Below are 21,048 nucleotides of genomic sequence, written 5' to 3'. Positions count from 1 at the left end.
TGCCCCCACCAGCCACCGTCCACAGGCTGTGGATAATTCCGGTGACCCGCGACCGCCCGTCTGACAGGCTTGCGCGCATGGACGACCACGGCGGCGGCAGCGCTCCGGACAGCGGATGCGGTAACGACGGCAGCGACGGCAGTGGCGACGCCGGGACCGGGCGCCGACGCCTCCTCCTCATCGGCGGCGGCTCGGGGACCGGCAAGACCACGATCGGCTGGGAGGTCTCCGTCATCCTCCAGCGGCACGGAATCGCCCACTGCGTCCTGGAGGGCGACTACATGGACCAGGTGCATCCGGCCCCGCCCGGCGACCCCCACCGGAGTGGGATCACCGAACGCAACGTCGCGGCGATCTGGGCCAACTACGCGGCCCTCGGCCACCACCGCCTCGTCTACACCAACACCGTCAGCGTGCTGGAGGGGGACATGCTCCGCCGCGCCATGGGCGGCGGGGACATCGGGGTGACCCGGATCCTGCTCACCGCGGGCGAGGCCACCATGCGCGCCCGCCTGGCGGTGCGCGAGACCGGCTCACAGCTGCTCCCCCACGTCGAACGCGGCCTGAGGGCGGCAGTGCGCCTGGACGCCGAGGCGCCCGCGGGGACCGTGCGCGTGGCGACGGACGACCGCACCGTCGAGGAGGTCGCCGCCCGGGTCGTGGCCGCCACGGGCTGGTGAACCCCGGGCCCGCCGCGGTCGGCGGCACGGGTCACCGCCGCCCTCCGGCCGGACGCCGCGCGACTCCCCGGCCGTCCGCGGGCCGAGTGCCCCGCGGACCCCGCCGACCTGTCCCCCGGGCCGCGGACGGGAGGACGCGCGTCCCCGTCCACAGCCCGTGGACAACCTTCGGCCGCGCGGCGGCAGGGCCGCGAGGACCTACACCGGGACCTCCGGAACTCCCACGCCGGACCGTTCCGCGCACCACCGCGCGGTGTCCCGCAGGGAGGGGCGGCCCCGCGCCGTGTCGAGCCGCCGGACCACCTCGGCGAGCAGCCGCTCACAGCGCACCGACGACACCTCTCCCAGGCGGGGCAGCACGTCGCGCACCAGCACGGCCTCCGCCTCCTCCCACGACCGGGCGCGGGCCAGCGCCCACAGCAGACTCACCGCGGCGTGGAACACGAACCGGCCGCTCCCGTCCGCCTCCTCCGCTCCTGCGGACCGTCCGTCCGCCCGGACCAGTTCCACCGTCCGGGCGAAGGACTCGGCGGCCGTGCCCGGCTCACCGGCGTCGGCGCTGACCATGGCCAGGTGCCAGGTGATCTCCGCCTCGGTCAGCCACCACGTCCATGCCGGATCGCCCCGGCGCGGCCCCTCCAGGTAACGGCTGAGGGTCTCCCCGAGCAGCTTCCGTGCCCGGGTTCGCTCGCCCTCCTGGGCCACGGCACGCGCCAGCCTCAGGGTGAACAGGGTACGCACGCTCCCCGCCGTTCCCGCCGCCAGCGCCTCCTCGCACACCCGCCGGGCCTCGGTCGGCCGCCACAGGTGGACGTCCTGCATCGCCAGCTGGCTGAGCGCGAAGTACTCCATGGAGAGGTCGCCCGCCCCGCGCGCGGCGGCCAGCGCCGTCAGGGTCATCCGCCGGGACAGGCGCTGGCGCTCGGCGTCGAAGGCCACCCAACCGGTGACCTGGTGCAGTTCGGCGGTCGCGGCGAGCACGTCCGCCGAGTCGGGCAGACGCGTGCGGACCGCCCCTCGGGCGCGGGCCGCGGCGCGCGCCGCGGCGTCCACGGTGTCGCGGGCGCCGTACCGGGTGTCCAGGGCGACGACGCGCGCGCTGACCGAGCGGACCGCCTCGGCTGCCCGCTCCGGCGACGCCCGGAGTTCCAGCGCCTCCGCGAGCCCGACCCTCTCGGAACCCACAGCAGCCACCACCTCAGAACCCGCAGGAGTCACCATCCGGTCCCCCGCACCGCCCCTGCGGACCGTGCGGGGAACCGGCACGGCCGGGCTAACGGCGCTTGCCGTAGGAGGTGGCCACGGCCAGGAACGCGTCGTTCTCCTCGGGGGTGCCCAGGCTCACCCGGGCGCCCTCCCCCGCGAACGGGCGCACGGAGACGCCCTCCCGCGCGCACGCCTCGGCGAAGTCGAGCGTGTCCTCGTCCACCCGCAGCCATACGAAGTTGGCCTCGGTCGGCGGAACCGTCCACCCGGAGGCGATGAGCGCGTCGCGCACCCTCCCGCGCTCCTCGACGGTGGCCGCCACACGCTCCAGCAGCTCGTCCTCGGCGGCCAGGGAGGCGATCCCGGCGGCCTGGGCGAGGTGGTTCACCGCGAACGGGACGAGGGTCTTGCGGACCGCGGCGGTCACCGGGGGGTGCCCCACGAGGAAGCCCAGGCGCACGGCGGCGAGCCCGTAGGCCTTGGAGAAGGTGCGCAGCACGGCGACGTTGGGCCGGTCTCGGTACAGGGAGACGCCGTCGGGCACCCGCGGGTCGCGCACGTACTCGCGGTAGGCCTCGTCCAGGACCACCAGGACGCTCTCGGGGATCCGGTCCAGGAAGGCGGCCAGTTCCTCCTCGCGCACGGTGGTGCCGGTGGGGTTGTTGGGGTTGCACACGAGCACCATGCGGGTGTTCTCGGTGACCGCGTCGGCGATCGCGTCGAGGTCGTGCGCCTCGTCCCGGAGCGGGACCCGCACCGAGGTGACCCCCGCCAGCTCGGCGAGCAGCGGGTAGGCCTCGAAGGAGCGCCAGGCGTAGACGACCTCGGCGCCGGGCTCGCCGACGGCTTCGAGCAGTTGCTGGAGCAGGCCCACCGAACCGGCGCCCAGGGCCAGGTGCTCCTCGGGGACTCCGACGCGGCGGGCGAGCGCGGAGGTGAGCTCGGCGGCGCCCGGGTCCGGATAGCGGTTGAGTTCGGCCGCGGCCTCGGAGATGGCCTCACGCACCGACGGGAGCGGCCCGTAGGGGCTCTCGTTGGAGGACAGCTTGACCGAGCGCCCGTCGGGACCGACGACCTTCTTGCCCGGCTTGTAGGGCGGAATGCTCTCCAGCACCGACCGCAGATATGGCGATTTCGACTCCGACACCGTTGTCCTTCCTCAATACTTTGTGCTAACCCCGCGACACGCTCAGCGACTTCGCGTCCGGGTCGGTCACCGCTCCCAGCGGAAATATCGCACAAACGAGGAGATATCACCATGCACTTGCGTCCTTGCCCCACGAACTCGGCACGGAACGACTCTGGTCAGCTCCCCGGGCCGCGCGAGAGGCGAGGACTCGTCCGGTCATGGGCCGTTCCCGTGGCCGTGCCCGTCGCGGTCCTGCTGAGCGCGTGCGGTGGCGGCGCCGACGGGCAGGCCGCCGACCCCGGCGCCGAGGCCGCGGAGGCACTGCACGAGGCGCAGCCCCTGCACGTCCGCGACGCCACCTTCGTGGCCGAGAGCAGCGAGCGCGGCACCTACTCCGAGCTTGCCACAGTGCGCTACAGCGATCAGGTGCGGGCCGCCGCCGAACTCGACAAGCCCGAGTGCCTGGACGCCGCCAACCAGTGGGCCGCTCTGGACGGGGTGCGCGACTCCCCCGCCTCCGTGGCGGCCTACGAGTGGCCCGAGGGCGCGGTCACGCACATGCTGGTGCGCCTGGACGAGGCCACGGCCGCGGAGGCGCTGTCCAGCACGCCGCCGCGGAGCTGCGACGAGTACACCGCCGCCCACGAGGACGGAACCTCGACCGAGTACGGCGTCAGAGACCTGGGGGACGTGCCGCGGATCGGTGACGAGTCGCGGGCCTTCGCCGTCGAGGTGGAGTCCGGGGACGACAGGAGCCGCATGGTCAGCCTCATGTACCGCAACGGCGACCTCGTCGGCAGCACGTCCGTCATCGGGGACGGCGAGCTGGAGGACTACGAGACGATGCTCGTGGAGTTCAGCGAGGCCGCCGTGGAGCGGCAGCGGCAGATGCTCGGGCCGGAAGCCGACCGCTGACCACCGGAGCGGTTCCCGGGCCGGGTCCGGTACGGGCCAAGGGCCGGGACCGGGGTCACGTCCGGACCGGGTGCGCGGCGGCACCGCCGACGGGCACCGGCGACCGGTGCCCGTCGGCGCGCCCTCATCCGGCCGGGGTCGGTTCGCGCCCGCCCCGCTCCGTTCCGTCGGCGTCCCGCTCCGCGGCACCCTGCTGCGCCGCGTCCCGGCCGACCTCCCCGTGCCCGCTCGGACCGCGCTGTCCCGGAACGCGTTCGCCCCGGCCCCCGCTCTCCCGAACATCTTCGTCCCGGGCGCTCCCGTCGGAAGCCTCCGCGACGAGGTCCCACACGACGGAGCGCTCCCGGGCGGTCCGAAGGCTCAGCTCGGCCCTGGCCTCGTCGCGCCGCCAGGCGTCCCGTCTGGCGGCCTCCCCCGGGTGGAGGAGCTTGCGCGGCGGGCCGGTCAGCTCGATGCGGGTGACCGCGCCGAAGGAGGCCACCACCGCTCCGCTCTCGCGGTCCACCAGGGCCGCGCGCACCGCGGTGCCGGATCTGCCCCCGGCCCTGACCGCGTACACCACGTCGACCCGACGGCCGTGCCGCACGCCGTCGTAGCGCAGGAACCTCCAGCAGCCCTGGCGCCACACGTCCTCGGGTTCGGACCCGAGCATCACCGGTTCGTTGACGCGCCACACGTCACTGCCGCGCAGGGTCCGCATGGTGCTGCGCAGCGAGACCTCGCGCAGCGCGCAGGGCTCCTCGTGCAGGGCGCGCTCGGCCGCGGTGCGCAGTTCGGGGCTCAGCAGCGCCAGGACCAGCAGTTCGGCGCCCAGGACACCCGCGTGCAGCGCGGTCGGCGAGGCGACCACCTCCCAGCCCGCGGGTTCCAGGCCGAGCGTGGCCAGGGCGGCGGCCGACAGCAGCCCGGCCCGGGTCAGCGTCCGCCAGCCGATCGGCGCCTGGCTCAGCCCGCCGAAGCAGCCGCAGCCCGCCTCGGGGTCGCGCCTGCGGATCACGACCAGGACCACGACCGACACGGCGAACACGGCCGCGGTCAACGCCCGCACCGCCTCGCCCAACAGGCCGGTCAGTCCGAGCAGGCCGAACGCCAGCGCGGCCTCCAGCAGGCCGGTGCCGACCGTGGACGCCCGGCGCAGCCGCTCGGGCGCCAGGACGGCCGGGCCCGTGGCGGCCGCCCGACCGGTGGTCTTGGCGACGGCTCCGACCAGGAGCAGCACCGCCAGGAGCGGTAGCTGCACCTCTCGGACCGCCTCGACGATCTCCGGCAGCATCGGTCATCCCTCCCCGTCTTGGACGGTGACGGTCGCGTTGAAGCAGCCGTCCTCCAGCCGCCCGCCGAGGGCGACGAAACCGGTCATGGTGAGGGAGGCCAGCCGTCCCGCGCTCCGGCCTCCGCAGGAGGAGCACAGGTCGCACAGCCAACTGTCGGCCGCGGCGCAGTCGACCACGGGAAGCGCCGCGGACTCGTGCGTGCAGTCGTTGCGCAGGCTCAGCGTCGCCCCGGTGGACAGCAGCGGCAGCGGAACGCAGGAGGTGCGCCGGTCGCAGGGCCCGTCGTGGCCGACGGGGTCGAGCGCCGGGTAGGCGATCCCGTCGACGTGGGCGCGCGGGTCCACGTGGGATGAGCGGCCCCACGCCGGGTCGTACCAGGTGGCGACGCCGCTGAGAGTGGTGGCGCGCCGGCGCGCGGGCGGCCGGTGCGGTGTGGCGCCCAGCGGCTGGGGAGGCTGGGTCGTGGCGGGGCGCACGGCCCGTACGGCCCCCTCCTCCCAGACGCCGACGGCGTCGAAGACGTAGCCGGGTTCCAGCCGCGGGTGGCGGACGGAGATCCGGCCCGAGGTGCGGTAGGGCAGGACGACGGTCTGGCGCGGACGCCCGTGCCCGGGGTCGATCTCCAGGGTGTCGCCGTCGCGGCTGACGATGACACCGGTGGCGCGGGCGGCCTGGGCCCACACGCGTGCGGCGATGGGGTGGCCGCCGGGTACGCGCAGCACCACGGCGTCGTCACCGGCGCGGAGCTCGCCCGGTCCGACCTCCCCGCCCCGCCAGACCACGGTGGAGCGGTCGTACATGAAGTGCTCCTCGCCGCCCGGCACGGCCAGGCAGAGGATGCGCGCGTTGGCGCTGACGACCACGCCGCGGGCGACGCGCTGCCCGAGCGGCGTGGGTTCGGGTGCGCTGGCGGCGCCGAGCACCGCGGCTGTGAACCTTCTGCGGTCCCGTCCGATCTCGGTGGTCACTGACATCTCGACTGAGCCCCCTCACCAGTACGACTCGTCGCTTCGTCCCCGTTGTCCAGACATGTTCTCGGTGCCGCGGCCCCCGTGACACGTGGGGCACCCCATGGAACCAGAGAGCGGATTCCGCGCACACCGGACTTCGCACATCGGGCGACTCGGGATCGCCCCACCACAGCCTGTCGTTACAAAGCTACGCATAGAACCCAGAAATCTAGAAAGATTCATAAACACCCACAAGACCCTCCAAACCACAGGGTTTTCCGTTCGTTCGCCCCCGAGCCCTCCACCAGCGGGACCGGTCCCGAGGCGAGGTCCGGCGAACGGCACCGGCCGGTGCCAAGGGCTTGTCGGCCGTCGGCGCCGCGACTCGCCGGGGGCGGCGCCCGGACACGGGAGAAGGCCGGACGCCCCCGGTCCTGCGGCGGGCCGTTTGTCGGCGCGTGGGACGCACGTGCCCGGATGTTTGCGCTGGCTGTGTGAGAGTTGGAAGGGAGGAACACGACGAAAGCCCACGCAGCGCCCGTGAAGGTCGGTGGTCGGCGTGACAGGGACGACCCGGACGCCCCGGTACGACGAGTTCAGCCACTACGTGGCCGAGCGCGGACCGGCCCTGCTCCGGATGGCCAGGTCGCTGACGGGCAGCCACGCCGACGCCGAGGACCTGCTCCAGGCGGCCCTGGTCAAGACCTTCCTCGCCTGGGACCGGATCGCCAATCCGAAGGCGCGCGACGGCTACGTGCGCAGGGCCATGGTGAACACCCAGATCTCCGAGTGGCGGCGCAACCGGCTGGACGTCTACCCGACTGACGAGATCCCCGAGCAGCGCGTGGACGATCCCACCTGGCGCAGCGACCTGGCCGACGTGGTGGAGCGCGCCATCGACCGCCTGCCCCCCCGGCAGCGGACCACGGTGCTGCTGCGCTACTACGACGACCTCACCGAGGCGCAGATCGCCGAGCGGATGGGGGTGACGCTCGGCACGGTGAAGAGCACGCTCTCCCGCGCCGTGGACAAGCTGCGCCTGGACGCCGACCTCATCATCGAGCGCACCGTCGGCTGACCCCGCGGGCCCGCTCCCTGCCCGCACGAGCGGGCGGCGCCCTTCCCGGCCCCGCCCGCACAGGCCGCGGGCACGGCGGGGACATTCGTTTTGCGCAACCGTCCGTGGTGTCTGTAGGCTTGTCCCAGCCAGGAGGATTCGCCTAGTCAGGTCTATGGCGCCGCACTGCTAATGCGGTTAGGGAGCAATCCCTTCCGGGGTTCAAATCCCCGATCCTCCGCAGGTCAGAAGGGGTTCCGCCCGTCGGGTGGGGCCCCTTCGTCGTTCCATCCCAGGGCGCGTGAGGCCAAACGGTCGGCCACGGCCTCACACCGCGCCCGACCGTGGCCGACGAGGGGTGACCGCCATGGTCGCCTCGGCGGCCACCGCGACCTCCGGCACCACCGACGTGCGCGTGTCCGCGGTGAAGCCCTAACGGGAGTGCCCCGGCTCCGCCGACACCACATCCATGTCCACCACGGCCGCCAGGGCGGAGCCCGCCACACAGCGCCGCGCGCCATGGAACCGGATCGTGGGCAGGGCCGCCGCATCGGCACGATCATCAAGCTGTTGCCGAAGATCGGCGCGGTGGGCGATCTCACGGCCCACGTGCCCGCCACCGAGACCCGTCGACTCCACATGGCGTCCGATGCGCCCTCGGCGAAGCCGAAAGGAACAGGCCTGACGCACTCCGGCGAAACAGGCGCTGAGCCGGCGAAGGATTCACCACTGATCGTCATGTTGTGAACCAGGAGGGCCGGACGAAGCCCCCGCTCGCGGAGCACGGGCCCAGCCGAAACCGCGTAACCGGGCCGACGAACTGGGACAACGGCGCCGGGCGCCTGGCAGATCCTTCACCATGAGCGGCTCCGGCCCCAGGGGAACAGGAAGGGAATATCCGCCGGGCTCCAGGAAAACCGTCGCGGAAGTACTCGGCGCGCCAGCCGGGGGACCGCGTTCCAGAAACCTCCCACAGTCGCCGAATGTCACACTTGACCTTGAGGAATTCACCTGGAACCCCGGAGTATCATTCCAGCCCGGGGAATGGGAGGGCGATCCGCGCGGGTTCTCCGGTATTACGTTCGTGGCCGCGTAGCGGCGCCAAGGGGTAGCTAGCAGAAAGGAGGAGTCGTGTATGCCGTTGGACCCGAACATGTCCGACTCCTCACGCAACGCGATCAAGGTCCTCACCGGCATCGAGGTCCCCCGCGCCGGACTCTTCGAACTCGGCCGCGCCTCCGAGGTCTACGGCACCCTCACCCNNNCGTAGACCTCGGAGGCGCGGCCGAGTTCGAAGAGTCCGGCGCGGGGGACCTCGATGCCGGTGAGGACCTTGATCGCGTTGCGTGAGGAGTCGGACATGTTCGGGTCCAACGGCATGCCAACTCTCCCTCCACCCCCTGGTGCCGCTACGCGGCCACGAAGGTAACACCGGAGAATCAGCGCGATTCGGTTTTTCCATTCCCGGCGTGGAACTGGGTTCCGGGGTCGGATCGTCGAATCTGCTGAGGTCATGCGAGCGCTCCGCCGGGTGTGGGGGTTTCCTGGAACGCGTTCCACTCGATCGGGTCGCCGAGTATTTCCGCAACGGTTCCCCTGGAGCCGTCCGGATATTCTTTCTCTGTTCTCCTCGCGCGCGTGCTTCGGGGGGTGGAGGCGCCGCCAGGGGCATGACCGGGTGCCTGGTGGGGGGCGGTTCGACGGCGGCGTGGGACGCTGGTCGGGCTGTGTCGGCCGACACCGTCCACCGCGTTCGCGAAAGAGCCGTCCCGGGCTTCGGGTGAGTGCCGTCGGGCGTGGGGGCGCGCGAGGGGCGTGCGAATACGAGTCGCCCGCGGGGAAGCGGAGGTTCAGTCCCTGTTCGTCGGGGTTCCGTTGATCAGCTGTGGTTGGTAAAACTCTTTATTGCGATTAGGTGAATTCCAGGCGAACGGTTCGCGGGAATCATGGAAAGGACTTTCCGCGAGGAGGGCTGTCCTCTTTGCGGTCTCGCTCGCGAAGGAGAGGAGAGGGGGAGTCCCGTCGAGCAGCCCTCAGAGCCGGCGGGCGCGGTGGTCCGTGCCGGACGCGGGGTCGTGCGGGTGCCGGGTCACGGGTTTTCCGGTGGGTGGCCGGGCCGGGACGGGCCCGTTTCCGACGCCTTCTGCGAAGGCGCGCGTCCCGGTCCGGCCCCGGCGGTCGTGTCCGGGACGGGTCCGGTCACTCCGGTTCCTCGAAGTAGCGGACGTAGGCGTTGGACTGCGCGGCGCACTCGTGGAATATCCGCTCGCCGGACCAGCCCCGTGTGGCGCGCAGACGCGGGATCGCTGCCGCCGTCTCGGGGTCGTGGGCGGTGAGGGTGCCGTCGTCGTGCAGTGTCAGGAACGCCCGTGTCCGCTGTGTGCGGCGGTCCTGGGCGTAGAGCACACGGGTCATCGGCCGCCTCCCGCGAGAAGGCTGCTGGTCCCCCGCGCGTTGCGGGCCAGCATGTCGAAGCGCTGGATCATCTCGTCGAACCAGCCGGACCGTCCCAGGCGGTCGAACTCGCCGGAGAGCCCGGCGAGCCGGGTCCGCAGGAACCGGATGTCGGCCCGGGTCAGCGGGTTGGCGATCCACGTGTTGGCGTCGAAGTCGTAGAACGGCCGCATGCCGTTGGTGTAGGCCAGCCCCTCCAGGTCGGTGGGGTCCTCCGGGGTGTACTCGTACTTGAACCAGGCCTTGCCGTGGTCGATGCCCGCCACGCGTCCCCCGCCCTGGTCCAGCCAGTTGCCCGGGTTGCGGTCGCCGTTGGCGATCAGCAGGTCCAGCAGGCCCATCACGTGCCCGTCCCACGTGTTCAGGAGCGGGGACCGCGGGTTGTCCAGGTGGGTGAACCCGGACGCGCCGTTCATGAAGTGCATGAACACCTCGGTCTCACCGATGCGCAGGACACCGGGCACGTTGGCGCCGATGGCGCGGCCCACCAGTGAGGCGAGCTGTTCGGCGTCGGCGCGGTCGCGGGCGAAGGTGGCTCCCTCGGTGTCCTTGTAGACCGCCTGCGCCCCGTTGGCGAAGCGCATGAGGGTGGTGCTGCCGTCGGAGCCGTCCTCGACGAGCTCCTCCTGGTGCACCACATCGAATCCGGTGGTCTCGGCGAGGTCCTGGACACCGGCGAAGGTCCCGTTCCACATCATGAGCGTTTCCAGCCGCGCGTCCTGTTCACCGCCCCGGTCCTGTGCGGGCTCCTCGGTCGAAGCCGCGGGCCGACCGTCGTACGCCTCGGTGGAGTAGTCGTACGAACCGGTGGGGTCCTGGGTGTACTGGAGCGGGGCGGGGTACTGGGAGACCTGCGTGCCTTCGGGGTAGGCCGGGCCCGGGGCCGCCTCGTCCTCGTTGGTGTCCGCGTACCGCTCGGAGGGGTCTGCCTGCGTGCGGTGGCCGTGGTGGCGCCGGTGGTGGCCCGCCATGAAGACCTGGGTCTGTGCGTCCTGGGCTGTGCGGTGCCCGAGGTCTTCGAGCCCGTAGCGGTAGGTGAGGTCGGCGATGACGTCCTCGACCGTGGAGGGCTGATCGCCGTTCTTCTTGTCCGCTGAGATGAGCGTGCTCAGGTCGGGCCTGCTCGGAGGGTTGCCGCCCCAGGGGTCGCCGGGATCGGCCGGGGGCGTCTCCCGTGTGGGCGCCGTCGGAGAAGGGTCGTAGAAGTCGTCGGCGGGGTCGTCGGTCCGGTGCTGGTCGCTCTCCCGGCTCCGGGGCGCCTGCGCCGAGGGCGGCGGGGCGAGCGTAGCGCTGAACAGCTCGACGATGTCGCGGTGGGACGGCCCCACCGCGGGTGACGGCTCGGGGGTCTCGGCGTTGGCGGCGTCCTCCGACGCGGTCCGGGGGGAGGTGGTCCTCTGTCCGCCCGCCCGCTCGCCGGGGCCGTTCCGGTCCCGGCCGTCACCGGACCGGTCCGCTCCCAGGTCCTGGGAGCGGCCTTCGTCCGGGCCGCCGTCGCGCCCGCCCGGCTGCTGGCCGCCGCCTCGCCCCGCGGAGCCGGACGTGTCCGCTGGCGGCTGGTCGTCACCGCGGGGACCGGGGGAAACGCTGGCGGGAGGCTGGCCGTTCTCCCCGTCCGGGGATACGGCCCCCCGCTGCCCCGGGACCTCGGTCATGGGGTAGGCGACGATGTCGGTCAGCGAGCCGGGCAGGGGGCGGTCGTTTCCGAAACCGGCGTCCAGGAGGCCGAGGGAGGCGTCCTGGGACTTGGGGTCGAGGAAGCCGAGGCCATCGCTCCCGTAGCCGGGGTGTTTGGGGTCCGGGATGTGGCCGTCGCTGTCCCACCGGGGTGCGGACGGGAAGTCGTCGCCGAACGGCGAGCGCCGGGGACCCTGTTCCCGTGTGTCGGGGTAGTCGTACAGGGACATGCCGTCGTCGCTTTCGTCCGAGCTGGAGTCCAGGTCCGGGACCGAGTCGGTGTCCGAGTCGGTGTCGCTTGGGGACGGATTGCCGCTGTCGCGGGTGTTGCGTCCGCCTTGGTCGCCGCCGCGCGAGGAGTGGCCCTCGTCCCCGCCTGTTCCGCGTTTCCGTCCGTCCCCCTCGGGGCCGCGCCTGGTGCCGGAGTCGTCCCTGGTGTCGGAACGGCCGTCTCCGCCGCCGTTCCCGGACCGGCCGCCGCCCTCTCCGGAGCGGCCGCCACCGCCGTCCGAACCGTCCCCGTCCTTCCTCCGGTCGTTCTCGGGGACGTTCCCGGAGTCGTCGTCGGATTCGTCGGAGTCGGAGTCGGATTCGTCGGAGTCGGCGGAGTCATCCCCGTCCTTGTCCGCGGGCCCGCCCTCGGACGACGTCCTCCCCGGCCCCGCGTTGGCGGCGAGCCCCTCCAGCAGCTTCCGTACGTCTCCGACGCGCTCCCGGGCTTCGCGGGCGATGAGCTCGGCCTCGCCCCGGGCCTCCTCGGCGGTCTCCGCGGCCTCCGCCGCACGCTCGGCAGCGGCCGCCGCCTTCTGGGCGGCCTGCTGCGAGGCCTGATGCGCGCTGCGGGCGAGGGCCGCGGCTTCGTCGGCCTTCTCCACGATCGTGTCGGTGGTGTCCCGGACCTCCTCGGCGATCTCCCATGCCTCTTTCGCACGGGCCTTCGCCGCCTCGGCCTCGCGCACGGTGGTGTCCGCGTCTGTGCGCAGATCCTCCGCCCGCTCGGCCAGCCGCGTCGCGTCCTCGGCGGCCCGGGCCGCGCTCTCCGCGGCCTCCCGGGCGGTCCGCCGAGCCTCCTGCGCCCTCGCCCGCGCGTCCTCCGCGTCCCGGCGGGCGGACTCGTTGCGATTCTCCGCCGTCCCCCGGGGAGCGGTGCCGCCCGGCTCCGTCTTGCCCGCGGGGGAGGGCCGCGGGGCCTTCGCCGCCGCCTGGGCGGCGAGGTCCGCGGCGGTGCGGGCCGCGCGGGCGTCGGCCGCGGCCCGCGCCGCGTCCCGGGCGGCGTCGGCGGCGCGGTCGCCCACCTCGGCGGCTTTGCCGGCAGCCGCCTCCGCGGCGGTGCGGGCGTTTTTGGCCGCGTCGGAGGCCCGCTGCGCCGCCGCACCGGCGTCCTGGGCGTTCTGCGCGGCCCGGTCCGCTCTGCCCCGGTGGTCGGACGCGTCGGCGCTGAACTCCTCGGCCCATGTCCGCAGGGCCTCGGCGTCCGTGGCCGCCCGGTCGGCCTTCTCCCGCGCGGTGTCGGCTTCCGCTTCCGCCGTCTCGGCCTCCGTCGCGGCCGAGTCCGCCCCCTCCCGCGCGCTGTCGGCGCGATCGGCGATTCCGCGCAGGTCGGAGATCAGGCTGTCGGCCTCTTCGCGCGCCCTCTGCACGGCCCGGTCGTTCACCGCGGTCTCGAGTGCCCGGTACCGGGGCGGCGTCCGGTCGAGCTCGTCCCTGAGCCCGTCGACGGTGCCCTCGTGCTCGTCCGCGGTGCGCTGGGCCTTGGTCGCGGAGGTGTCCGCGCCCTTGACGTCGGAGACGGCCTCGCCGACGCGTTCGGTGAAGGCTTGGCGATCGGGTTCGGGCATCCGGGTGAGGGCGTCGTCGCGGAAGGCGTTGAATTCATCGCGAACGGTGGTGGAGTTGCCGTACGCCGTGTCCGCGGCCTCACGCGCGTCACGTTTCTGCCGCACCGCCGAGGGGGCTTCACCGGACTCGGTGCGTCCTCCGCTCCCGGCGTCGGGCGCTCCGTCGCTGGAGCCCGTGAGGAGGCGGTCGCCCTCCCGGAGGTCGGCGTTGCCGCGGTCCAGGGCGGTGGAGAGGGCGTTCGCGTCATGGTGTGCCTGCCGGGCCTCCCGGGCAGCGGCGGTCGCGGCGTCGGAGGCGCGCTCGGCCCGCGCGTCCACGGTGTTCGTGTTCCGCTCCCGGCCGCTCCGGGGGTCGCCGGAGCCCTCCGGGTCCCGCGTGCCCGAATCCCCGGCCGGGGTGTCGGGCTCCGGCGCACGCAGGTTCAGCTCCGACAGGAAGCGGTCGACCAGCTCCTGGCGCGGTCCCGCGGGCGCGGGCTCCGGGTCCGGCGGGGTGACGGTGAGGGTCGGCGGGGGACCTTCGGCGGACGCGGCGGCGGTGTTCCCGGTGCCGGTGTTCGCAGCGGTCGTGTCGCCCGTGTCCCCGGCGGCCGGCGCGCGGGTCGTCGTACCCCCGTCCCCGTCGCCGCTGGCCGTGTGCACGGGCGGAACCGTGCCGCCCTCCCTTTCCCGCCCGGCGCCTCCCAGCGTGGAACGCGTGTCGTTCAAGGTCTCGACCAGGGCGTCGATCTGGTTGTTGAAGTCGGACAGCGCCTCCCTGTACTTCTGCTCCTGCGCGTTGTAGGCGCTCTCGGCGCTCCGGTCGCGCGGGGCGGCCGCGTATCCCCGGGCCAGGTCCTCCAGCGGGGCCCGGGTGTCGGCGTACGCGGCCTCCGCCTCGCTGAACTCCTGCCGCGCCTTGTTGACCCGGTCCATCACGGGGGCCAGGTCCTTCGCCTGGTCCGGCGTGAGGAAGCCCATCGCGACCGCGTCGGCCTCCGGGAACCAGCCCGCCATCCTGACCGTGACGTCGTCCATGTCCCAACGGGTGGGACGGGAGTAGAACGAGGTCCGCGAAAGACCGGGACCGTTCGAGTGGAACGCGGCGGGCGCCTTGAGTTTGCTCCCCGCGGCGAACGCCCAGGTGGCGTCGTACTCCACGAAGTAGACCGTCCCCTGGCGGAGCTGGTCGGACTCCTGGTAGCCCTTGACGTTCTGGTTGGAGCCCCTTTCGTTCCCGTGGGACGAGCCGGTGTTCACCGCCGCCGAACCGGTGTGGATGCCCTCGTGATTGTCGTAGGGGAGGCCGCCGGTGGTCAGCCCGGACGGGCGGAACTCTCCGCCGCGGCCCTGGCCCCCGCCCTGGGAGTCGCCGAAGCTGTGCGTCCTGGGCTGGACACGGGAGTCGCTGAGCTGGCTTCCCGGCAGCGCGTCCAGGATCTTCGCGCCCTGGCTGCTCGGCACGACCTTGGCGCCCCAGCCGGTGCGGCTGATGTCCGTGAACCGCACACCGTCGGAGTTGCGTGAGGCCGACGGGTACACGCCCTTGATGGCCTTGTCGGTGAGGCTGTGGTCGATCTGGTTGTACACCGGGTCCTGGCCGTAGGCGTCGGCGAGGTAGGCGCGCGCCGCGTTCGCCGTGGCGCGGGTCGGCTGCCCCCCCTCGGGGGTCCCCGCGGGTGGCTGCCAGCCGAGGGAACGGGCGATGACGACGTTGGCCTTGTCGCGCAGCGCCTGCCCGCCGTCCTCCACCATGACCGGCTTGGTGACGGCGGTGTCGTTGCCGGGCCGGGGCCCGGCGTCGTCCGTCCAGTTGCGCAACGCGTCGGACACGGACGCGTAGACGGGCGCGCCGGGCCGCCGCGTCGTGCCGCCGTCCTCCGCGGCGGCGCGCTCGTCCCCGGCCGTTTCGGTCGCCGTCCGCTCACCGGCGCCGTCCTCGCCCTCCGCCTCCGCGGTGGTGTTCCGGTCGGCTGGAGCGTCCCGCGTGGGGCCGGTGCCGTCCTCAGGTGAGGCGGGGGCGGGGGGAGGCGTCGGCGCTTCGGAGCCGGTGTCCCGCGTGTCCTCTCCCGTGGTGGTGGTCTCCGGGGGGTCGAAGGTCATGTACGCGAACGGGTACAGCGTCTCCACCCGCCCGCTGTCGGCGGCGCCCGTGTATGTCGACCGCGCGGGGTTGCCGTTCTCCCCGCCCTTGGGCTTGCCGAGTTCCAGTGTGAGGGTCAGCCTCGTGTCCGAGCCGACCTTGGCGTACGGGGTGTCCAGGTGGAGTTCGACGGTGCGGGCGTCGTCCTGGGCCACTCCGGACGAGCGGCCGTCGTTGCCGGATGAGGACACCGCTCCGGCGGGGGCGCCGAACAGCGGACGGGCCTCCGGCTGCCCGTCCGCGCCCTGGTCGTCCTGGGCGTAGGGGAGGGGTTGCAGCAGCACGCCGTCCGCGCCCACGGTCGTGCCGGTCCCCCTGCTCCGCGAGTTCGCGTCGGTCGCCTTCCACGTGTGCGACTCGATGTAGTAGCCGGACTGGCCGACGTACGAGACGTCGGTGCGGTTCGGGTCCCTGGTCAGGTTCACGTAGACCTTCGCGGGGGTGGCCCAGCGCATGCCGTGCGGCCCCGAGTCCGGGGAGGGCTCGGGCCCCACCGCGCGGACCTTGACCGGTACCGGGACGGTGGGGTCCGGGTTCTGGCCCAGGTGCGTGGTCAGCTTCTGGAGCAGGGCCTCCCGGCCGCCGCCCGTCAGTTCCAGTCCGTTCCGGGCGAGGTCGTTCACGAGCTCCTGGATGGCGGCCTCGGGGTCGGCGGGCTGGATCTGCCTGCCGTTGTCCTCGAACCCGGGGCGCACCCGAGCGGTGTCGGGCGTCTTCGGGTTGGGCTGCGGGGACAGGTCCACCCCCGTCCCGCTCTCGTCGGGGGTCGCCCGGTCCATCACCAGCCCCTCCTGCTGGGCGTCGCGGGAGTGCACGTAGCCCGCGAGCAGGTTCTGGACGGGGGCCGTCCACCCGTGGAACAGGGTCTTCCAGTTCAGGGGCGGGCCGACGCTCCAGTTCTTCGTGAACTCGATCGCCTGGGTCAGGCGACCGGAGGCGCGGAAGGCGTACGCCTTGGTGTTGTTCGGGATGAACAGCACCGACGACGTGAACGAGGAGGCCTGGTTCTGCGATCTGCCGCGTGAGAGGAACGTCCGGTAGAGGGAGGGCCCCAGCAGCGGGATCGGCCTGACGGCCTCGCTGGGCAGGGAGCCGTCCGACGGGTAGGGGTTGGGGTTGCGGCCAGCGCTCCCCCCGAACCTGGGGCCCAGGCTTCCGCTCAGGGAGGAGTTGGTGGACAGTGTCACCTCACTGCCGCCGTTCCAACGCATCTGGGCGTCGATGGGGCGGAAGTCGGTGAGGGCGTCGATGTCGACCTTGGTGGCGATGGTGGCGCGGATGTCGTGGGGTGACCAGAATCCGCCGCTCATCTCCTGGCGGATGCGGGAGCCCGAAGGCGTGGTCGCGCTCTTGCTCGTGGCGAGTTCCTCCGCCGACAGGTGGTTCTCGAACTGCCGGCCGCCCCCGGACGACTGGGAGAGGAAGGACTCGAGCTTGCGCCGGTAACCGTCGTGGAGTCCGCTGCGTGTGTCGGAGAAGGTCCGGTACGTCTCCTCCAGCAGCCCGCGCATGCCCCGGCTCCCGGCGTCGAAGTGTGTGTTCACGCGCTCGAAGGTGCCGCCTATGCGGCGGATCGCCTGGGCGCGGGTCTGGTCCAGGGTCGGCTGTTCCTGCTGGGGGCGGTCGGAGGGGGCGTCGTCGCCGTTCCTGTCGTCTCCTGGAGGAGTGTTGTCCGGCGTCGTCCCGGTGGTGGTGTCCGTGGTGTCCGGGGGAGGCGGTGAGGTGAGGGTGGTCGGCTGGTTGGTGCCGGTGGTGTTCGTGGTGGTGTTCTGGGTCAGGGGGACGACCTCGGTGCCCCCGCCGAACAGCCGTCCCCAGGTCTGCACGGCCCCGTCCCGGATCACGGTCCACCGGCCTGCCCGGTCGTCGCCCGCCGTGTCGCCCGTGGTCGTTCGCGGGACGAAGTTCCGGATGATCATGTCCCGTGCCTGCTCGGGGGTGAGCGGTTCCCGGCCGACCGCCGTGGCGGGGGCGGTGTCCTCGGCGGTGTCCGTCCGGGCGGAGTCCTCTTCCCGTGTGGCGGGGGTGTCTGCGGCCTGGGGGGTGTCGCGGGTCTCCCGTCCGTCGGAGGAGGTGACGGTCTCGCCGTCGCGGGTCGTGCCCGTCGGGTCGGACGCGGTGTTCGGGGTGTCGGAGGCCGTCGGCGGCATCTTGGGCGTGAGGAGGAAGGCACGGGCCTCCAACCCGTCCCCCAGGAGCGGGGTGCCGCGTTCGCGCTGGGACTGGTCGCCGCGCGCCATGCCGATGTCGTCGTGCTCGAACAGCCGCGCGGTGAACCGGGTGTTGGACGTCCACACGTCGGAGTCCACGTTGAACAGCACCGTCTCCTCGGAGCTGTGGGCGAGGCCCTGGCTTGAGCCCTTGCCCGTGTTCAGGGACGCGTTCAACGAGGCCGAGGGGTTTCCCAGGACCCTCGGGACGCCGCGTGCGTCGCCGCCGTCGTCGGTGCGCACGCTGCCACCCGCGGTGATGCTGAGCGTGTTGCTGACGCCCGACCCCTTCGTGGTGGTGATCCCGGCCGAGCCCGCGAACCGGGCGCCCCCGCTGGCGGTCGTGTCCTCCCGGTGGACCAGGCGGTCGAAGTCGCCGTATACGCGTACGGTCACGGTCCCGGGTCGGCCGCCCCTGTCCTTGCGGATCATCTTCGGGTCGATGACGGCGGATTCCTTGAGACGGACCGGGACACCGTCGCCGGGCAGGTCGGAGGCACCGCTTTTGAGCCCGGACTCGGAGAGCGCGTTGATGACCTTCAGGGTGTTCTCGCGGGCCGTGTCCGCGTTGCGGCGCAGGCCCCAGCGTTCGCGGAAGCTGCGGACCGCGTCCGTGTCCATGTGGCTGGGGCGGACGGCGTAGTCCTTGTTGGTCCGGGCCAGGTCCGGGATGACCATTCCGGGGCGCTTCTCGGCGATGGCGCTGAGCACGCGGTAGGCCAGGTCGTCGTAGAAGGGACGCTTCGTCGGGGGAGGGGCCTGGCTGTCACCGGTGGTGCCCGTCCCCTCGCCGTTGTCCTCGGGAGCGGTCGGGGGGAGGTGGTCGAACCCGCGTACGGTGGCCCCGCTCAGGTCGGTGGGGCGGTCCACCGCGAGGTTCGGGAACGGGGGCCGGGGCGGTGCGGTCGACCCACCGTCCGGAGGCGGGGCCTTGGACGGTTCGCCGTTGAGCTGGCGGGCGTCCTCGATCGTGAGCAGCTCGACGGAGTTCCCCTCGAAGCGGTGTGCCCGCGGTTCGCCCTGGATGCGGACGTAGTAGTCGCGCTTGACGTCGTAGGCCGCGTGGCCGGAGGGGGCGTGCACGACATGGCTGTTCGTCCCCGAGGTGTTGAGGACGCTCCCCGTGCTCTTCTCGAACTTCGCCGAGTACTCCACGAAGGGCAGGTCCAGACGGACGCTCTTGCCGTTGGGCAGTTCGAGCCAGATGCCGAAGCCGCCGCCGACCGAACCGGACGCCGCCGCGGAGTGGTTCACGCTGGAGGAGTCGCCCTTGACCGCGGTGTTGCTGTGCACGAAGTCGACCAGGTCGGGGGCGAAGTCCTTGCGGTTGTACTCGGTCGACACCGACCACATCCGCATGATGCGGGGGCGGGTGTCGGGGAACACGATCCGGATGTGCGCGGAGCTGTTGGACATCTGCGGCAGGTACTGCTGCACCCGGTCGTTGTCGAAGGTCCGCTCGATCCGGTCGCGGTACTCGTTGTCGCGCCGCTCCTTCCTGGAGGGGGTGTGGTCCCCTCCCCGGCTCCCCTCGGGGCGGGGGCCCAGGAGGTGGTCGGCGAGCCAGGTGCCCAGAGTGCCCTTCCCCGATCGGCCGCCGCCCGTAGTCGCGCCGGTGCCGTCTTCACGGTCGCCTGCGCGGCCACGGCCGGTCCCGCCGTCGCCGGACGTGGTGTCCCCGCCGGTTCCGCTGTCGGATGTCGCGGGGACCGGGGAGAAACGGGTGATCTCGAGCGGGTGGCTGGCTCCCACGAACGGCCGGTTGACCGGCTCGCGGTTCCCGTTCGCGTCCACCGGCCCGTTGTCGGGCACGATGCGCTGGGGGGCGTCTGGGGAGGAGACCGCCTCGCCCGGCAGGTTCATGGCCAGTCCGTTGTACGCCGTCCCCTCCTGGACGTGCGGCGAGGTGAGGCCGGGGCCGTTGACGGACATCCTCATGCCCAGGTCACCGACGTAGATGCTCGGGGCTCCGAGCAGTTCGATGCCGCTGGCGGCGTTGGCGCTGTTCGAGGCCGATCCGCCGGTGCCCCGCATCCTCATGCCGAACCGCGCGCCCAAGGCCCCGATCGGTCCGGCGTCGTTGCCGTCGATGCCCGTCACGTAGAAGGGGCTGAACGTGAACTTGCCGCCGACGGTCTTGCTCCCGCCGCGTGACCCGCCGTCGCTGGAGTCCACCCCGGGGCCGCTGTCGTGGAGCCTCAGGAACCTGGAGTCCCCGCCGCCGCCCGGGACCTCGGTGTCGACGTGGTAGAAGTCGTCGCCGAGGGAGCGCAGGTCGATGTCGGCGCTCCACGTCTGCCCGTCGTGCGTGGTGCTGACGGTGTGTCCGTCCCCGCGGAGGAAGGGGCGCGGCCCCTCCCTCGTGAGGATGTCCACCACACGGTCGACGATCCCCTGCCGTGCGGGGTCGGGCATCCCCGGAGTGCCGGCCAGGACGTCGTCGACGAACCCCGGCAGGTGCTCGGCGAAGAGCATGTGCGGCCCGACGAGGGTCGACGTGGTCAGGTAGCCGAGGTCGTAGCTCTGGCCGCTCCGGTCCGGCACGAAGCCGCCATCGTAGGTCAGGGTCGGCGGGGGCGCGCCCTCCGGCGGCGCTGCCTCCGGCGGAGTCCCCTCAGGGCGAACTGGCGGGTCGGTGCCGAGGGGTTCGAGCCGGACGTCCCTGCTGGTACCGCCCAGGGGGACGGGTCCGGTGTCGCCGCTCGGACCCGCGGGACCGTCCAGGACGGTCATCACGGTGACCGGCTGCTCGGTGCGCAGCAGGTCGGCCTGCATCCGGGCGAGGCCGTCGTAGTTGCGGTAGGCCTCGTTGGCCTGGCGCTGCGCCTCGTAGGCCTGGGATCGAAGGTCGGCGGCGTCGGGGCGGCCCCGGCTCTCGGCCTCCCGGGTCTGGTCGACCAGGTCCTGGGCGCGCTGGTAGCCGCTGATCGCCTCCTTGATACTGGCCGAGGCCATCTCCCCGAGCCGTGCGGCGGTGGTGATCCTGTCCGAGGCGGCCTGCGGGGAGGGAGCCTCCTGGCGGCCGGGGGCCGACGGTGGGGGTTGGGGGCCGTCCACCGGCTCCGTTCGCGGTTCGGAGCTGTGTGCGGTGTCGGAGTCCGTCCGCTGTCGGTCGGTCGAGCTGCCGGTGTCGTCCTGTCCGGTGGTGTCGCCGGTGGTCCGGGTCTCCGGCGCGGGAGTCGGGCTCTCGGTGGCGGGGCGCGCGTCGTCGCCGGTCGTCTCACCGGTGGTCGTGGCCGTGGCCGTGTCCGGGGCGGCGGTGTCGTCGGCGTGCTGGGACGGGCGTCCGCCGCTGTCGTCCTCGCCGGTGCCGCGTGCGCCGTCGCCGTTGGTCCCCTGGGGGGAGGGGTCCGGCGCCCGGTTGTCGTTGGTGCGCTGGGGAGAGCGTCCGCCGTTGTCCCGCTCCGAGGACGCGGGGCGCTGGCTGTTGTCTGAGGTGGTGTTCTGCGGTGTGTTCGCGGGTGGTGTGGTGGTCTGGCCCGCGGGGGGCGCCACGGCGACGGCGCACGCGGCACCGGCGAGAGCACGCCACAGCC

Annotated in this window: 10 protein-coding genes and 1 tRNA gene; 5 read left to right on the top strand and 6 right to left on the bottom strand. The window is 72.9% G+C overall.

All coding sequences use genetic code 11. The features are described from left to right. Nucleotides 1–680, top strand: a 680-nt coding sequence (locus tag ABD54_RS22170) for a hypothetical protein (protein ID WP_327137009.1), incomplete at its 5' end; no start/stop codon positions are given. Nucleotides 681–878: 198 nt separating this feature from the next. On the opposite strand, the gene ABD54_RS22165 is transcribed toward ABD54_RS22170, so the two are convergent. Together ABD54_RS22165 and hisC are read right to left on the bottom strand one after the other, a co-directional pair. Beyond that, complete coding sequence (locus tag ABD54_RS22165) at nucleotides 879–1,865, bottom strand: DNA-binding protein (protein ID WP_235432150.1); 987 nt, start codon at nucleotides 1,863–1,865, stop codon at nucleotides 879–881. Nucleotides 1,866–1,953: 88 nt separating this feature from the next. Then, the gene (gene hisC / locus ABD54_RS22160; RefSeq protein ID WP_200904175.1) at nucleotides 1,954–3,033 is read right to left on the bottom strand and encodes a histidinol-phosphate transaminase; all 1,080 of its coding nucleotides are present in this window, start codon (nucleotides 3,031–3,033) and stop codon (nucleotides 1,954–1,956) included. 213 nt (nucleotides 3,034–3,246) lie between these two features. Between hisC and ABD54_RS22155 the strand changes: the two genes are divergently transcribed. Further along, nucleotides 3,247–3,930, top strand: a complete 684-nt coding sequence (locus ABD54_RS22155; protein WP_047871459.1) for a hypothetical protein — start codon at nucleotides 3,247–3,249, stop codon at nucleotides 3,928–3,930. A gap of 124 nt (nucleotides 3,931–4,054) precedes the next feature. Here the strand turns inward: ABD54_RS22155 and ABD54_RS22150 are convergent, their stop codons facing one another. Together ABD54_RS22150 and ABD54_RS22145 are read right to left on the bottom strand one after the other, a co-directional pair. Then, nucleotides 4,055–5,203 carry a MauE/DoxX family redox-associated membrane protein gene (locus ABD54_RS22150; RefSeq protein WP_047871458.1) on the bottom strand — a complete coding sequence of 383 codons (1,149 nt, stop codon included), beginning with the start codon at nucleotides 5,201–5,203 and terminating at the stop codon, nucleotides 4,055–4,057. A gap of 3 nt (nucleotides 5,204–5,206) precedes the next feature. Continuing rightward, a complete protein-coding gene (locus ABD54_RS22145; protein WP_047871457.1) occupies nucleotides 5,207–6,178 on the bottom strand; it encodes a hypothetical protein in 972 nt (323 codons plus the stop codon). Nucleotides 6,179–6,704: 526 nt separating this feature from the next. On the opposite strand from ABD54_RS22145, the gene ABD54_RS22140 reads away from it, so the two are divergent. From ABD54_RS22140 to ABD54_RS28090, 3 genes are all read left to right on the top strand, one after another. Then, nucleotides 6,705–7,232, top strand: coding sequence for a SigE family RNA polymerase sigma factor (locus ABD54_RS22140; protein ID WP_047871456.1), 528 nt, complete (start codon nucleotides 6,705–6,707; stop codon nucleotides 7,230–7,232). A gap of 131 nt (nucleotides 7,233–7,363) precedes the next feature. Continuing rightward, nucleotides 7,364–7,452: transfer RNA gene (locus ABD54_RS22135), tRNA-Ser, on the top strand. A 278-nt stretch (nucleotides 7,453–7,730) separates the two neighbouring features. Continuing rightward, a complete protein-coding gene (locus ABD54_RS28090; protein WP_152692076.1) occupies nucleotides 7,731–7,958 on the top strand; it encodes a hypothetical protein in 228 nt (75 codons plus the stop codon). Nucleotides 7,959–9,410: 1,452 nt separating this feature from the next. Here the strand turns inward: ABD54_RS28090 and ABD54_RS22125 are convergent. Together ABD54_RS22125 and ABD54_RS28375 are read right to left on the bottom strand one after the other, a co-directional pair. After that, nucleotides 9,411–9,626 carry a hypothetical protein gene (locus ABD54_RS22125; protein ID WP_047871454.1) on the bottom strand — a complete coding sequence of 72 codons (216 nt, stop codon included), beginning with the start codon at nucleotides 9,624–9,626 and terminating at the stop codon, nucleotides 9,411–9,413. Beyond that, nucleotides 9,623–21,007: a hypothetical protein gene (locus ABD54_RS28375; RefSeq protein ID WP_235432149.1), complete on the bottom strand. Its 11,385-nt coding sequence runs from the start codon at nucleotides 21,005–21,007 to the stop codon at nucleotides 9,623–9,625. The genes ABD54_RS22125 and ABD54_RS28375 overlap by 4 nt, the downstream gene beginning before the upstream one ends. Between the last annotated feature and the right edge of the window lie 41 nt (nucleotides 21,008–21,048).

It is taken from the genome of Nocardiopsis sp. RV163 (assembly GCF_001029525.1).
GTDB classification, from domain to species: domain Bacteria; phylum Actinomycetota; class Actinomycetes; order Streptosporangiales; family Streptosporangiaceae; genus Nocardiopsis; species Nocardiopsis dassonvillei.
This window is presented reverse-complemented; position numbering and strand designations above follow the sequence as displayed.

Excerpts from the sequence above, each read along its gene's own strand:
- ABD54_RS22150 (WP_047871458.1), bottom strand. The coding sequence starts at position 5,203 with ATGCTGCCGGAGATCGTCGAGGCGGTCCGAGAGGTGCAGCTACCGCTC.
- ABD54_RS22145 (WP_047871457.1), bottom strand. The coding sequence starts at position 6,178 with ATGTCAGTGACCACCGAGATCGGACGGGACCGCAGAAGGTTCACAGCC.
- ABD54_RS28090 (WP_152692076.1), top strand. The coding sequence starts at position 7,731 with ATGGAACCGGATCGTGGGCAGGGCCGCCGCATCGGCACGATCATCAAG.
- ABD54_RS22125 (WP_047871454.1), bottom strand. The coding sequence starts at position 9,626 with ATGACCCGTGTGCTCTACGCCCAGGACCGCCGCACACAGCGGACACGG.